We start from the raw sequence: 16,047 nt of genomic DNA, 5'->3' as shown, positions 1-16,047 counted from the left end.
ATTACACAACAGGAGATTGATCACGCCATGAATAGACTGAATAATCGACCAAGAAAAAGATTAGGATACCTTACACCCAATCAGGTATTCTTCAAAAATACGCTTGCACTTCAAAATTGAACTCGCGAGACAACATAAGCAACAAAAATTAAAAATTAAAAATAAGAAAATTACTCATCGACCTGAGTACTGAGACATTCAAAAAAGAAGCCGCGGGACATTTATCTCGCAAATCAATTGTTGCAATGATAAAAATTTAAATGTCGGCAAAGCGATCATCAACAGCGTCCATGGTGCTGCTTTTGTTTGATCGTTCTACGATTTCTTTTTGACTACCTCATTAATGCAGCCGGACGTCACGGCTATTTACACTGCCAGCTTTTTAAGACTGTCTTTTCATGATTAGTGAAAATACCAGGGCAAAGATAATTACCGGACTTGAAAAAAGGGAAAAGCGATGAATCTTAATATTTTTTTGTATGCAGCAAAAAAATTACAACACATTTTTCTTGATGAAAAAGCGTTGCTTATCTCCGCCGCATGCTTCGCTGTCTGGTCACTCAACTCTGCCTATTCGTCGATAGAATCAGATCAATATCATCCGAGATCGAAACATCAAGAGTCACGTGATTTAGGGTCTTGCAATCAGACATCTTTCAACCACTTGCCAGCCACAACTCAAAATACATCAGCATGTTCAAGCTCAGCCACACAGGCAAAGCAAAAAGGTCTGGTACTCACTGAATGCATCCTTCTTTGCCTGCTCATCATACAACTTGTACTCATTTTTACAGGTACAGAAAAATCATCTAATTTCTTTTCAGAAATAATCTTAAGACCAATCCACTTTTAACGTCCAACTTGAAAACTGCCACCAGGTTAGAGAGGCGTTATGAAAAGCTTTTTTCGGAATTGGAATACAGATATCTCGATTTTTTAATCGGTCTCGCGACCAACCAGATCCGAGCATACGCTAATTACTCTTTAGTAACGGCGAACAAATGTAATAACGACCTTTTAAGGGAGTCTATCAGGCAAGAACTATTAAAAATCAATAACAACATTAGTGGCACGACATGAGCAACATCAGGAATGAAATCAAAAAAAACTGAGGATACTGTGGCATTGAAACCAACGATAAATAAAACTGACGCTACACCAGAACACGTACTCAGCATAAACACATCAGCATCGGATCATTTACGACGTCCATTAACGACGAAAACATGGCAGCAATCTGCCGTTCAAAACTACATGCTTCGAGTTACTGTGGACGGCTTAATTTTACGCGACATTCCAGATACCCACGGCCAGGAAATTTTCGAGCTAGTTCGCTACACCCTCTTACGTGTGGGCACTGAAGAGTCACAATTTAGCGGTGACCTGTTATGGCGAAATGTCATATCTGGCAGTATTAAAGGATGGGTACTTGCCTCGGGCATCGAACTATTTGATTATCCCTTAAACGCTCATGCAGCGTTAAACACAACAACACCATTAGAACATCAAGGCGGCACTTCTGCACCGGTATCGCAGGAATTTGCAGATCACAATAGTTCGATTTTCTCGCAACGCATTTCAACAACAGCTGGCAATGCTCATCAACTGGCATTGCATCGCGTCATGCTCAACGATTTAGCTTTACGCGCTAACCCCGATATTAATGCCCGGCTCTTAAAAAAATTACCTGAAGGACAAATCGTTGAATGTTTGCCACAAACAGTTCGCGGAAGTTGGGCAGCAATTCAAGTCGATGGACATCAGGGGTGGGCGGCACATCATTGGCTACAACCAGTGACTCCAAACAATTAAACATCTCAAATTTCAAAATAAAATCTGCCAACCGGTTTCAATAATAAATGACATCAAATGCCAATATATTTCGCCTCCTTTGGGATCTCGTGAAAGCCTTAAGACGAGCTGCTGCGCTCCAAAGAAATCGGTTATCTCGAACCACATCGGCGAAGTCAAATGTATTCAATCTTTATGATACATCGTTGAAGCTGGTATTACTGGGTACATTTTTTTATACTTCATCGTCGTTTGGTGCCTGCAATGCTAGCTCCACATGTTGCGAAGCGACGCCAATTGGCGACCATTGCAGTGATGCAGGTAACCCAATTAATCTCATCACAGGCAATAAGTTTCAGCATGAAACTGATTTGCCAGCGCTACCGGGTGAACTCGGTCTGGAAATCGTGCGCTACTACAACAGCAGTAATGCAGTCGCCGGGCAGTTAGGGTTCAATGGCTTGTTCGGGCGCGGTTGGCGGCTTTCCTACGAATATGCCTTGAGCATGAAGAATCATCAGATAACGTTGCGAGAACCCAATGGCATCACACGTTACTTTGTGCAAGGCATTGTCGATCCAGATCGCTTTACATCTGGAGATCCGGTGCTCGGATATTTTACCTTTAAGCAGGTTCGCTACGGCACAGAATATGTTTGGCATAAAACCAATGGCTATCAAATCCACTTTAATCATTTTGGCTGGGCGGATGCGATTGATGCTCCAAGCGGCGCTCATACAGGCTTATTGTATTCACCCTCAGGTCGTCTGATGAGCATCACCGACCCGCAAGGTCGCAGCCTCCACTTCAACTACCCCGAACAAGCCAGCGTACGTCATGATAACGCCTATGACGGTGTCATCAGCATCGATAGCCCGGTCGGTCGTTTTGTCTATCACTACGGCAGCGAACAAATCAAGGTCGATAGGAATTCACCCCTGCCCGAATGGCGCGTTGGCAATCTGATCAAAGTTGATTACCCTACCCACTATGACCCCGAACTGAAACCGCATGAATACGCCAATCGCGGCGCCACCCGCAGTCAGATTCATCGGCAATACCATTATGACGATGTACGCTTTCCATCGTTTTTAACAGGCGTCAGTATTCACGGCAGCGGCAGTGACGGTCAGCAAATCGATCGCCGTCTGGGTACCTATCAATATGATGAGCAAGGTCGCGCGATTCTCACTGTCAAGGGTGAACCCGCGCGCTGGCAACATAGTGGCACAACCCAAACCATCATTACTGGCACCGGCGTAGAACAACTGACTATTGACCGTAGCGATTCCAAAATCATCGCCATCACCAATAGTCTGGGGCAGATCAGCCGCCTTCATTATGCCGCGATCAGCGGTGAATACCGGATACTAGAACTACGCGGCCCCGGCTGTGGTGCCTGCGGCCTCAGCAATGTCCGTTATGAATACGATGACCTTGGTCGCCGTATAGCGGTGCTTCATTTGAATGATGAAGGTAAAGTCATGGATGGTGACCGTACAGCGTACGACCCGCTGGGCAGAGTTATCCGCATCACGCATGAAACTTACAGTAGCAAAGTAAATGGCAAACTGCTCTATAGCCAACTTCGGCAACGTTTTGAATACACGCCGGATTCCTACCAACCCAGCCTCATTGCCCACCCCAGCGTGGTCGCTGGCAGAGAACAACAAATTCACATCAGCTACAACAGCGCCGGTCAACCCACGGTGATTACCGAAACTGGCTACGAACCGCTGCGCACTCAGATGATCAGCCGTAGCACAACCTATCGCTACCAGCACATCAATGGCAACAGCGTGCTGACAGAGATCGATGGCCCTTTAGTCAATGGCCCTAAGAACAATTCGGAGGATTCTGATATCGTCAAGCTGGTCTGGGATGCGAAGGGCAGTAAAATTATGCAGCGTATCGATCCCGGCAATATTGTCGTCGATCTGCAATATGGCGATGCCGGACGTGTAACGCATAGCGTACTCACCGATGGATTCAGGCGACTCCAAACAACGACCCAATACAGCCAGATCGCTTTTACTGCCTTAGAACCTGAGACTATCCGCCAGCACGCGTGGTTGCTAAACAAAGGCAATATCGATGCCGCCAGTGCTCTCACACCAAAAGCCTGGCAAGCCAGCTTCAACGCCTTAGGTCAGGCAAGCAGCATCACCGATACAGCAGGACGGATTAGTTATATTCACTTCGATGCTGTCGGGCGACGCATCGGTGTCTCTGATGCGCAAGGCTATCGCTCTCTGCAGACACTCAACACGGAGGGTAAAACAGAACGCACGGCCTTATTTCGTCCTGGCCAATCCGATACATCACCCTACCGGGCTGCCTATATGTGGTATGACAGCGCAGGCCGCCTCCAGCAACGCTTGCTACCTGATGGCCGTATCGACAACTGGCGTTATAACAACCGTGGACAAGTTCTGCAACATACAGATGGATACGAGACCATTACTACCGAGCTTCATGGCAACAATCAACTACTGACCCCACAACAGAGCCCCGATGGCGCATTAAGTGCAGCGCTATCGCCAGCAATTGGTGCACATATCGACGATAGTATGATTAGTAAGCAGAGTAACGATAGCCAACAATCAGTGCATGTACTCTACGATGATTTCGGTCGCCCGATTTGGCGCGCACTGCCCGACCACGGCAATAAAACGGCAGCCTACGATGCCGCGAACCACCTGATCAGCATGACCAATGCCGACAGTAGCAGCGTTCATTACGTATGGGATCATGCTGGCCGCTTACTTCAGAAACGCTATCTCGATGCTAAAGGTACATTACACAGCAAGACCGATCTCAGCTACCAAGGACAAGTGCTAATCCGCGCAATTGATCCACATCAAACCACCGACTATCGCTATGATGCGCTGGCCAGACCAAGTGGTGAGCAGATCACATTACAAGGCATCGCAACACCGCTGTCCACCGCCACCTATTACGACAATGATACGGGGCTCGTCACAGCACGAGTACTGGCCGACGGACGTGTTTTACGCACTCATCGCACCAACGCCGCACACGGCGCATCACCCGACAGACTCTTACTGCAAAGCCCGGCAATTGCATGGATCGAAGATCAGATTGAATATCTCTTCGGACGAACAGCAGCACAGTTTGCACAAAATATTCTTCCAGCACAGAACATTGCGTCACATATCGTGATTGACCCGTTTGATGGACTCACTGCCTACATAGCTGGCAATGGAATACAAACAAACAAGACTTTTGACCTTGCCGGGCGCCTCACCAGCCTTGCCATCAGCCACGTACAAACTCTCTACTACGATTATGGCGTCGGCACCAGAATCAACGCTATCACGACCGCGCCGACCAACAATTCCTCGGCGCTCATTAAAACCGACTATCACTATCAAGGCTTTGGTCGCCTGCAACCTGACATGCCAATGCAGACGGATGGCAAAGCTGAAACTGACAACACCACAAATAATGCAACAAATAATGCAACAAACAATGCTACAAACAATGCTACAAACAGCGCCAGCCACTACGACCAATTCGGTCGCACCACCGACGATGGCAGCTACCGCTACACCTACACCCCAGCGGGCCAGATCGAGCACGTCTACGAGCAAAAAAACAAGCTCATCGCCACCTATCGCTACAACAGCCTGCAACAACGCATCAGCAAAACCGCGCAGGGTAAAACAACTTACTTCTTGTGGCAGCAACACCAACTCGTCGCCGAGATCGATGCAGACGGCAAAATCAACACCCAGTACCTGTATTTCAACGAAGGCCAGACCAGCACGCCAATAGCGAAACTCGATGCAGACGCCACCTACTTCATCCACACCGATCACCGTACCGCCCCCATCGCCATAACCGATGCCAAGCAACAGATCGTCTGGAAAGCCAACATCAGCGAATGGGGACGCGTCACGTTTGATCAGAATGAAAGTACCAATAAAAAACAATCACGTGAACACAAACAAGTCACATTAAATATTCGCTTACCCGGCCAATACTACGACGCCGAAACCGGCCTGCACGACAACTGGCACCGCACCTACAACCCAGACACAGGCCGCTACCTCACCCCCGACCCCATCGGCTACCGCGACGGCGCGGATGCATATCTCTACGCGCAAGGCGATCCACTAAATAAGATTGATCCGACGGGGTTGTATCAGAGCGATATTCATTACTATATGACGTTCTTCTTAGCCGTTGCTGCGGGCATGGACGTTGGCGATACTCGTGTTGTGGCGTTAGCAGCTCAATATGTGGACGACAATCCTCTTACTGAACCAATGAATCTAAAAAGCGGTTTAGACGACGCTCATAGAGCGCGCCTCTTGTCTTATCACTTTACGATGGTACCTTCAACCGTTGATCCAAAAACAGGTTTGATCAAAGGTGGCGTCGATGATTATGGCACGCCGAGTGATAATGCCGATTTCAACAATCCTCAAAATACTCAACTCGATCGCCTTTACTCAGTGGTATCTAAGGTCAATGGCGAAACTAACTTGAGCAACAATGCATGCACCAAGCTCCAATTTATGGGGGAATATTTACATGCATTTGAAGATACCTTTGCACATAGGGATTCAAACAACCACCCATTTGCATTGGATATAGGTATAGGTCATGGAGGATATGGAAGCAATCCAGACTACACCTATAACCATCTTGTTCCGCTGCCGTTTCCGGGAGGATTGAATTGGAATCACAATGAAGAAAGAACTCTGGAAGCGGAAAAGGAAGTATTTGAGAAGTTAAAAAGTTTTGGTGATTCAAGTAAAACGAAAAATATCGTTGATATCGAACAAACCCTCAAAGACTTTAATGCGATACCAGAAAACGAAGGGGATGGATTTGATCCGAAAAATCCTTCGACAAGTAAGAAAATAGCTTTATTGCAGTCAATTTTGCAAGGTTGGAGCGATCTAAATCCTAGTCTAAAGGACATAAATTTATCGAAGCCCGATTCACCTAATTTTATTGGGTATGATGAAAATAAAGGCGCTGAGAATCGAAACCGAAACCTTTGTAACAAAGATGGTAGTACCTTAAACCAAAAAATGTACGAGGGTACTATTTTGCCAACTTGTGCAAATTGAGAAGTCTCATGTTCAAAAAAATTATTTCGTCACTAATTTATTTAAGCTTATTTGGTGCATTCAATTCGCACGCTGAAGAATGCCAATCAATAACACAATTGGAAAACAGTCGTACCAATACCGGGTCTATCTACACCTCAGGTAAGCACTGCTTGGATTATGACATTTTGCAAAAACGAGTATTTGATATTCATGCAGGAAGCTTTAAAAGCTTGGCGGGAAATTCGTTATTAGAAATTCGGTATCCAGCTCAATACGTCGATTATGCAGCGAACAAAGCGGAAAAAACTTGGATGAAGCCAACTGTTAATCCACCAATAACGGATAGTACAGTTTTTCAAATTGATCTACGTGGATATACTCTTTCGGCTGAAGCTGAAAATATGGTTGGTATTGAAAATTGGTCTGGAGGATTAAAGGTTTCAGTCAAGAACGGATATATAAATGTACCAGGCAATCGTGACCCAAATTATGGAATATCTTTACGAGGAGAAAGCGATCCAAAGATGATACCAAAAAATGAAAATAAAAATTCTCTGAAAAAAAGTAAGCCATGCTGGCCATCAACCACAAATTGCGAAGATATTTCGTTCTATGAAGATTACGATAAAAATAAAGAGCACTATAGGAGTAGTGATTATTTAGTTGAAAGCGTCAATATCAAAGCCGGTTGGCGGGGCGTCATCATGGGTGGAGCTGGAAACGTCATCAGAAATAGTACGATCGACGTTGACGGACACACGGCGATTTACATGTATGGTCCAGGTAGCATTATTGAAAACAATACCATCATTATTCATGGTCAAGGTGAAGCCAAAGAATACGATGCGGCGATTAAATTAAGAGATGCAGATGGCGCTGTTGTTCGCAATAACAAAATTATTTATAAAGGATTTTGGTTTGGAAAAGCACCAGCGGCGATCAATCTGCTTGATTCTTCTGATGTGAACATATCTGAAAATATTGTTGAAAATTTTAAACAGTTAGTCAGATCAAACGGTGAGAGTCATTTTATAGAGAGTGGAAATGTAATCAAATAATTTTCTGACGCATGTAGATATCAATGAGGAAAATTAGCGTTCATTAGATCAGACTTGGAAGAGTGGTTACCGCGATGGCCCGGATGCATATCTCTACGCGCAAGGCGATCCATTGAATAAGATTGATCCGACGGGGTTGTATCAAGAAGATATGCACTACTACATGGTCTTCTTTCTTGCTTTGGCATCGGGCATGGATTACACCACTGCAAAAATTACAGCCTTGGCTTCGCAGTACGTGGACAATAACCCGATTACGCGTCCGGTAGACGATGAGACGATGGCAAAACTTCTTGAGTCACCGCTCAAAAATCAACAACAATTGAAGTGGTATCACTTTACGTTGTCGGATGATAATGGGCATACGATAAAGGAATTTGATAATAGTGATGTCGGGATTGTGAATAGTAATCTCAGCCCACAATTAAAAAATCTCTCGAACGCAGTGTCAATTGGTAACCCTAGCCAACCGTGCGCTAAATATCAATTCCTGGGTGAATTTTTACACTCTTATGCAGATACGTTTAGTCATCGAGATGGAATGAACAGGCCAATTGATGCATTGACGATGGGGCTAGGTGTTGGGCATGGATTATCAGGCGAACAACCAGATTACACCTATAACGGTGATCCTAATTACACTGGCACCGATCCCATCGTCATTGCAAAAGTATGGAATGTGCGTGAAGAAAGAAGCCTCGCAGCTGAAAGAGCTATTTTGGGAAAATTAAAAGATTTCAGTACGTCGAGTGCAGTTTCTCCCGATGAGATCGACGTCATTCTGAAAACGTTTAATGCGATTCGTGAGCATGGGGAAGATTCTCCGTATAAGAAAAAGCTGTTGCAAGAGACACTAAATAACTGGATTGGAGAAAAGAAGCTTAATTTGACTAATGCTGACGGGGCAAGAGTGGAAAAAATTGAGTTAGTCGCTACGGATACATCAATTGCGAAGGACGCCTTTAATGAAGATAATGCAAAGAAATATCGCGACCAATTCCTTGGCAGCCTTAAAGATCAAGAAGATAAATATCCAGGCGTTTGTTTACCAGGGAGCACAGTATGCAAAGAAGTAAAGCTATAAAACTAAGCGCCATCGTTTTGCTATTTCTTCTCGACGGATGTAACTCGATACCTGAACAACCGTACTCCCACGAGGCGTGGGCGGAGAGTCAGCATCCACCTAGCGATAGAATTACCTTACCGGAAGGATGTAAGCCAGTAAAATATGGTGGAGGTTATATACCAATCAGAGCGACAGTTGATTTCGCTGGTGAAAATTGTGTGGTACACGATTTTATACAAAGAAAAGCAAGAGATCTAATTGACAGAACATCCCGTCGAAGTAATCCTGGGACTAATGGTGTGCTAATTTTTTACAGAATTAACAATGCTGATTTAGACCTGCGTAATCACCTAATTTCAAGCACTCCATTTGACGATGCCGTAGGCATTACAACCATGTATATGGCTGGAAATACGTCGATAAATCTGCGAATTCACAATGGGACTGTGATCACCCCTGGCACATTTGGCGTAGGTATCACGCTTGCATCAATATTAAATTTTGAGTACCTGCTCAAACAAAATCTCGAAGACAAGCACTTCGACGATCTTAGTGTTTCCAGCTATAAATCAACCCGCTACACTGCAGAAAACCTCCACATTCAATCCGGCGGTCGCGGCATTATTATGTCTGGTGCGGATAACGTTGTTCGCAATAACGTGATTGAGGTTGATGGCAAAGTAGCAGTTTATTTGTACGGCCCACGTCCTATTATCGAGGGTAATACATTCATCATCAAACTCAGTGACAAAGACAAAGCGACACTCCCTGCAGCTTTAAAACTACGAGACGCCGATGGCGCCATTATTCGCAATAACCGCTTTATCGTGCAATCGTCAGCCTTCACTAAGAATAAAGCTGAAGCGGCAATCAATCTGCTAAGTTCAAACAACGTGTTGATCGAAAATAACATCGTTGAAAATACGAGTACCTTGCTTCGTAAGGATGAAGTGAGTAACGCGACTGAACGTGGGAATCAGATGAAATAACTAAGATACATAACTCGACGCACAAGGCGATCCAATCAACCGGATTGATTCGACGGGTTTGTATCAAAGCGATATTCATTACTACATGACGTTCTTCTTAGCGATGGCAGCGGGTGTTAGTTTTGAAGATGCGAGAACCATTGCATTGGCGGCCCAATATGTTGACGATAATCCTATTACCCGGCCATTGGACTCATCGACGTGGTATACCAAAGTCGGATCCATTTTTGTTAATCAAGAGCGACTTCGCGATTATCATTTTGTGCTCTCGGATGTCAACGGCAAAACTATAGATTATTACAATAATAGCGATTTGAGCCAACCGGGCGTTTCGCCTTCGCCTCAATTAAGCAATTTATTGAACGCTTCTCTCAATGCCCCCACAACTTGCGGGCGATTGCAATTTTTTGGTGAATACTTGCATGCCTTTGAAGACACTTTTAGTCATCGTAACAAAGACAACAAACCCTACGATGCAGAAAAATTCGATATGGGAATTGGCCATGGATTTGATTTAAGCAATCCCGACTACACTTATGATGACGCGAATGGCTGGAACATGCGTTCAGCACGTACCTTAGCCATGGAAGAGCAAGTGTTTAATGCACTACTTGCTAAGTATGGTGATCCGGCTGCGGCAAAAAATTGGCATGACATTCAAGCTGTGGTGACTAAGTTTAATGCGATTCAAGAGAGCGAAGAAAGTGAGGGTGCCGTAATGTTTCAGAAAAAGTTCAACTTGCTTAATCAAAAACTTGTAGAGTTGGGCTATCAGGCAACGAATCCTGATGGTTCGAAACGAGCAATTGATTTATTTGAAGAGGATCGCTATCAAGAAAGTTCAGGCAAAGAAAAACGCAATAAAAATCTCTGCGATACAGACGGGAATCGTCTGAAGAAATCTAACTTCCCCGGCACAATCCTACCAGAAGACGAGTGTTCAAAATGAAATTACTAAACATTCTTTGTATAGTTATAGTAAGTACATTATCAAGTTATGGCCACGTCGAAGCTTCCTGTATTTCAATAGAGACTGTAAATCCAGATGAGTTTATGTGGGTAGTTGCAAAAGAAATCAAACAATCTGGAGAATACTGTCTAACACACTCCATTACTACGCCAAGGAGATCTTCTTTTTCTGAAGGGGAGCGATCATATGATGGAAGTGGCGTGCTTACTATTAGAGCGTCAAATATCGTTATTGATTTTCATGAATTTACTCTAAACGCTGATACAAAAGGTATGGGAGGCGTCAGTTCAAGTTATTGGAAGAAAACACTAGGCAATCAAAACATCACGATTCGCAATGGCACACTCAAGAGTCGGACTCGATCAGGAATTGACTTCAACAGGCCTAATGGAAGCATCTTTACTGATTTCTATTATTTGGTCGGTGGTGTAACTAAAGAAGATCTACTTGAAAGTCAAAAACGTGACTTACGTGAGACTCTAGAAATTCTCCCAAAGAGCGCCGATGCCTATCAAAAAACAGAGCATCTCATTGAGCGCATGAAAATAGAATCTAAGATCGTCACCATCGGCATGAAAGGCGCATCGAACATCATCCGCAACAGCACCATAGAAATCACGGACGGTCATGCCGCCATCTATCTATTTGGCCCGAACCAGTTAATTGAAAACAACATCATCATCTTCAAAGGCAAAGCTGCTGTTGAAAGTGCAGCAGCCATCAAACTGCATCAGGCCGACGGCACAATCATTCGCAACAACGACATCATTATAGAAAGCATGGGCGATGAGGCTCCCAAGGCGGCGATCTCGCTGATTGGCAGCAAAGACGTTGTCATCGAAAACAACCGTATTTACGGCATCAACACGCTAGTCAAAAATTGGGACGAAAAAAGTAACAGCATCGACAAGAACAATGCATTCCGTTCCCTGTTTCGCAGACCGTTGACGATCGGTGAGCCAGGGGTGCATTGAGCGTGCATAGCTACACCCCCGCCGGACAACTCGAAACCGGCTACGATCAGCAGCAACACCCAATCGCCAACCCGGACAGCCCACAATTGCAGAATTTATTAGCGGCCTCAAAAAATGCGCCAACAGGTTGCGGACAATTACAGTTTTTTGGCGAATATTTACACGCCTTTGAAGACACCTTCAGTCATCGCAATCCTGACAACATCCCCTTTGATGCCGTCTGGACAGCACCGATCTTAGGAACCCAGTTTGGCATAGGACATGGTTTGTACGACTCAAACCCGGACTATACATGGAATGTTCAGATGGGCTGTGGATTGGCGGGGTGCTACAACTGGAACAATAATGCAGCGCGAACCCTGGAAATGGAAAGCGAAGTGTTTGAGAAACTCAAAGCCTATGGAGACCCTGGTAAAGCGCAGGACTGGAAGGATGTGCAAAAGGTTGCTGAGGCGTTTAATGCGATTCAGGAGCGTGAGAAGGATAAAACGGATTTTAAAGATAAGTTTGATAAGCTTAATCAAGCTCTTGCTGACTGGAATTATAAGGCCGTCAATGAAGATCAAACAACACGAGCCATCGATTTGTCGATTAGCGATCCCAAAAATCTTGGCAAAGACCGTTATGACAGAACCGAGGCCGAAGCAAACCGTAACAAAAACCTATGCGATAAAGATGGAAAGCGTCTGAAACAGGATGATTATCCTGGAACAATTTTACCAACAACGGAGTGTCCGAAATGAAGCTTCATAATACTGTTTTCGTCATAAGCATGATATTGTTTTTGAACACGGCAAATGCACAATATAACTGCCGTCCATTAGAAAAAGTCATGCGTGGATATACACCGGTTACTGTACCGGACATCACTCAGCCAGGAGAATATTGTCTGACACATGATCTCAAGGTGCCACGGATGTATGTCTTCAGTGAAGGAGGAGAAAGAAGTGCAACAGGCAGTGTGATGTTAGACATTCGTACATCGGATGTGGTACTTGATTTGCATGGTTTTGTGATGAGTGCGGAGGTTTTGGGAATGCCAGGGATACGTGCTTGGGGCGAGAAAGGTAGATTGAGCCATATAACGATCCGTCATGGATCAATCAAAAGTCGAACTGATTCGGCAATTTTACTGAATGCACCTATGGCTAGTCTGCTTTCTGACTTTAAGGCAATGTATGATTCACCACAAACGATAGGAATGGCAGAAAATGAGTTTCAAAAATTTTTAAAAAAATTACCGCCATCCGCGATTGCCTATCAAAAAACAGAAAACCTGATTGATCACATTAGAACAGAAGCCGACACGATTGGTGACGGCGTCAAGTGTGTGTCATGCAAAGCCATCGGCATGGACGGCGCTGCCAACATCATCCGCAACAGCACCATAGAAATCACCGATGGTCATGCCGCCATCTATCTATTTGGCCCGAACCAGCTGATCGAAAACAACATCATCATCTTCAAAGGCAAAGCTGCTGTTGAAAGTGCGGCAGCCATCAAACTGCATCAGGCCGACGGCACAATCATTCGCAACAACGACATCATTATAGAAAGCATGGGCGATGCAGCCCCCAAAGCGGCGATCTCGCTGATTGACAGCAAAGACGTTGTCATCGAAAACAACCGTATTTACGGCATCAACACGCTAGTAAAAAACTGGGACGAAAAAAGCAGCAGCATAGAAAAAAATAATGAGTTCCGCTCCATATTCCGTCGGCCATTAGCGATTGGTGAGCCTGGGGTACATTGAGTACGTGTGCGCATTTCAATCATCGGTCGCATCGATGATGCGACTATGGCAAAACTTCTCGATTCTCCTCTCAAGAATCAACGACCATCGAGGCGCCATCCATGAAGCCAAGTTAGTTAAAATGATGTCTATGAATTACACAATTAAATCGCAGTCATTGTTTTAATAAATCTCAGAGGATATAACTTTCTGCCTAAAAATTTACTTTCATGAATACTGCTCGGAAAGCCAATATCCTCCGGGTGACGAAACTGTTTTGCACGAAGAATAGCGTAATTGAAGTTGACGGCAAAGTAGCGGTCTACATGTATGGCCGTCGTCCTATCATGTTGGGCAATACCTTCATCATCAAACTCTGCGACAAAGATAAAGCAACACTACAGGCTGCTTTAAAATTGCACGCTGCTGATGGTGCAATCATTCGCAATAAACGCATTATTGTGCCATCGTCAGACTTCACAAAAGATAGTGCTGAAGCGGCAATCAACCTGCTTAGTTCAAACAATGTCTTAATTGAAAATAATAGTATCGAAGATACCCAGACCTTGCTACGCAAGGACGAGAGAAGTAGTGCTGAGGAACGCGGGGATCAATTGATTTAAATGATTTTTTCTCAGGCACTGATATCACGACAAAGCGGATCTGGTGAGCAAACTATCTGACAAGAGCTTATCAGGTCAAGAAGCCGAATGAAAATTCCAAGACTCAAGCCACTTCCCGCGCCCGTCGTATATCTCTTATAGGTGGCGCGCCGAAGAGCCGCGTGTACTCGCGACTGAATTGCGATGGGCTTTCATAACCGACGCGTAAAGCGGCGCTCGTCGCATCGATATCTTCATTCAACAAGAGTTGTCTGGCACCTTGCAAACGCAGATGTTTAAGATACTGCAGTGGACTGAGACCAGCTACCGCCCGGAAATGCTGCCTGAAAGTGGATGGGCTCATATGTGCCTTGCTGGCAAGGTCATCCATAGAAAGATCTTCAGCATAATGCTGCTTTAACCAGGTAATGATGCGTGCGATTTGTTGGCCTTGCGACCCAATAGTGATCAAATGACGTAGCGTTGGACCATGTTCACCTTTCAATAATCGTACGATGATTTCTTGTTTAATCAGGGGAGCGACAATGGGAATGAGTTCGGGTTCTTGCAATAATTTCAGCAACCGTGTAATCGTATCTACCAAGCCTTGATCCAGCGTCACGACAGACATAGCCAGTGAAGTCGCCGACTTAAGTGGCGGTAAAAAATTCATGTCCGCGGCGCATTGCATAATTGTGCGTGCATCCAGCGCGAGGCCAATACCCAAAAATGGTTCTGCAGCAGTGGCATGTGTGACATGTGATACAACCGGTAAATCAAGCGAGGTAACTAAAGATTGACCTGGTGTATATTCAAACACCTCCTCGCCTAAAGTCACGCGCTTGCGACCTTGCACCGTCAAACCCAAACCGAGGCCGTAGATACAGTGCATGGGTTCAGTAATATTGCTGCGTCTGTAGATCGTCAGCCCAGGAATAGCGGTAACATGATCACCATCGAAATAGGCAATCTGATTAGCCAGGATCGCTAAAGTATTTCCGCTTGCCAATAATGTCTGCGTTTCGATTTCCATATGCTCATTGTAGCTTTTATTGAATAGCCTTAGCGTAACATTTTCAATCGGGAGTTGCCTATTGCTGATACGAATTCATCGGAATAGGCAAGAAATAAAGCGAATTAGGCAAGCACAAATTCGACCTGCCGACAGACAATACTTTTGTTAAAATTTTTGGCACACGATCATAAAATTAATACTGTTTAATACTGTTTAATACTTTTTTCCTTACACTTCGCTTTTCCTCTCCCCCTATTCTCTATCAACAACTGGAGGTTGTCATGATCAACACGACTATTAACGGCAAAACCGCCGCCGTGGATGTTCCACCCGATACACCCATTTTATGGACGCTGCGTGACGCACTGGGGTTGACTGGTACAAAATTTGGTTGTGGTGCCGCGTTGTGTGGCGCATGTACAGTGCATCTTGATGGCCAGGCGATTCGCTCTTGTGTAACACCGATTTCTGTCGCCGAAGGCAAGAAAATTACTACCATCGAGGCAGCAACCGGTGGCGACGATAAAGTAGGTAGTGCTGTCCATGCCGCGTGGGTAAAGCATGATGTGGCGCAATGCGGATATTGTCAGAGTGGTCAGATCATGAGCGCGACCGCATTCTTAAAGTCGCTGCCACGTGGCAAACAACCGACTGTCGCAGAAATTGATTCAGCCATGGCAGGCAATATCTGCCGCTGTGGTACTTACACCCGTATCCGTGCTGCCATCGCTGATGCAGCTAAAGCCATAGCCTGAGGATAAGA

General features: G+C 45.0%; 13 protein-coding genes and 1 pseudogene. 13 read left to right on the top strand and 1 reads right to left on the bottom strand.

Going from position 1 to position 16,047, the window contains the following annotated elements; genetic code table 11:
• From ACO0K1_RS11285 to ACO0K1_RS11230, 12 genes and pseudogenes are all read left to right on the top strand, one after another.
• A pseudogene (locus tag ACO0K1_RS11285) lies at positions 1-120 on the top strand (IS30 family transposase); the annotation flags it as partial.
• 337 nt (positions 121-457) lie between these two features.
• A complete protein-coding gene (locus ACO0K1_RS11280; protein ID WP_423025703.1) occupies positions 458-853 on the top strand; it encodes a hypothetical protein in 396 nt (131 codons plus the stop codon).
• A 239-nt stretch (positions 854-1,092) separates the two neighbouring features.
• Complete coding sequence (locus tag ACO0K1_RS11275) at positions 1,093-1,812, top strand: hypothetical protein (RefSeq protein ID WP_423025701.1); 720 nt, start codon at positions 1,093-1,095, stop codon at positions 1,810-1,812.
• A 185-nt stretch (positions 1,813-1,997) separates the two neighbouring features.
• Positions 1,998-6,896, top strand: coding sequence for a DUF6765 family protein (locus ACO0K1_RS11270; protein WP_423025699.1), 4,899 nt, complete (start codon positions 1,998-2,000; stop codon positions 6,894-6,896).
• Between the two features lie 8 nt (positions 6,897-6,904).
• A complete protein-coding gene (locus ACO0K1_RS11265; protein WP_422991905.1) occupies positions 6,905-7,936 on the top strand; it encodes a right-handed parallel beta-helix repeat-containing protein in 1,032 nt (343 codons plus the stop codon).
• 112 nt (positions 7,937-8,048) lie between these two features.
• The gene (locus ACO0K1_RS11260) at positions 8,049-9,020 is read left to right on the top strand and encodes a DUF6765 family protein (protein WP_423025697.1); all 972 of its coding nucleotides are present in this window, start codon (positions 8,049-8,051) and stop codon (positions 9,018-9,020) included.
• Complete coding sequence (locus tag ACO0K1_RS11255; protein WP_423025695.1) at positions 8,999-9,991, top strand: right-handed parallel beta-helix repeat-containing protein; 993 nt, start codon at positions 8,999-9,001, stop codon at positions 9,989-9,991. The genes ACO0K1_RS11260 and ACO0K1_RS11255 overlap by 22 nt, the downstream gene beginning before the upstream one ends.
• Positions 9,992-10,049: 58 nt before the next feature.
• Positions 10,050-10,940 (top strand): DUF6765 family protein, encoded by an 891-nt coding sequence (locus ACO0K1_RS11250; RefSeq protein ID WP_423025693.1) that lies wholly within the window; start codon positions 10,050-10,052, stop codon positions 10,938-10,940.
• Positions 10,937-11,935: a hypothetical protein gene (locus tag ACO0K1_RS11245; RefSeq protein ID WP_423025691.1), complete on the top strand. Its 999-nt coding sequence runs from the start codon at positions 10,937-10,939 to the stop codon at positions 11,933-11,935. Before ACO0K1_RS11250 ends, ACO0K1_RS11245 begins: the two co-directional genes overlap by 4 nt.
• A gap of 2 nt (positions 11,936-11,937) precedes the next feature.
• Entirely contained in the window at positions 11,938-12,678 is a 741-nt protein-coding gene (locus tag ACO0K1_RS11240; protein WP_423025689.1) for a DUF6765 family protein, read from the top strand.
• A complete protein-coding gene (locus ACO0K1_RS11235) occupies positions 12,675-13,688 on the top strand; it encodes a right-handed parallel beta-helix repeat-containing protein (protein WP_423025687.1) in 1,014 nt (337 codons plus the stop codon). Before ACO0K1_RS11240 ends, ACO0K1_RS11235 begins: the two co-directional genes overlap by 4 nt.
• 209 nt (positions 13,689-13,897) lie before the next feature.
• Positions 13,898-14,290: a hypothetical protein gene (locus ACO0K1_RS11230; protein WP_423025685.1), complete on the top strand. Its 393-nt coding sequence runs from the start codon at positions 13,898-13,900 to the stop codon at positions 14,288-14,290.
• A 103-nt stretch (positions 14,291-14,393) separates the two neighbouring features.
• Here the strand turns inward: ACO0K1_RS11230 and ACO0K1_RS11225 are convergent, their stop codons facing one another.
• A complete protein-coding gene (locus tag ACO0K1_RS11225) occupies positions 14,394-15,302 on the bottom strand; it encodes an AraC family transcriptional regulator N-terminal domain-containing protein (RefSeq protein ID WP_423025683.1) in 909 nt (302 codons plus the stop codon).
• A 263-nt stretch (positions 15,303-15,565) separates the two neighbouring features.
• Here ACO0K1_RS11225 and ACO0K1_RS11220 point away from each other — a divergent pair, with 263 nt between their 5' ends.
• A complete protein-coding gene (locus tag ACO0K1_RS11220; RefSeq protein ID WP_423025681.1) occupies positions 15,566-16,039 on the top strand; it encodes a (2Fe-2S)-binding protein in 474 nt (157 codons plus the stop codon).
• The last annotated feature ends 8 nt before the right edge of the window (positions 16,040-16,047 follow it).

The organism is Undibacterium sp. SXout20W (assembly GCF_049340285.1).
Taxonomy (GTDB): domain Bacteria; phylum Pseudomonadota; class Gammaproteobacteria; order Burkholderiales; family Burkholderiaceae_D; genus Undibacterium.
The sequence above is the reverse complement of the archived record's forward strand: the minus strand, read 5'-3'. Positions and strand labels throughout refer to the sequence as shown.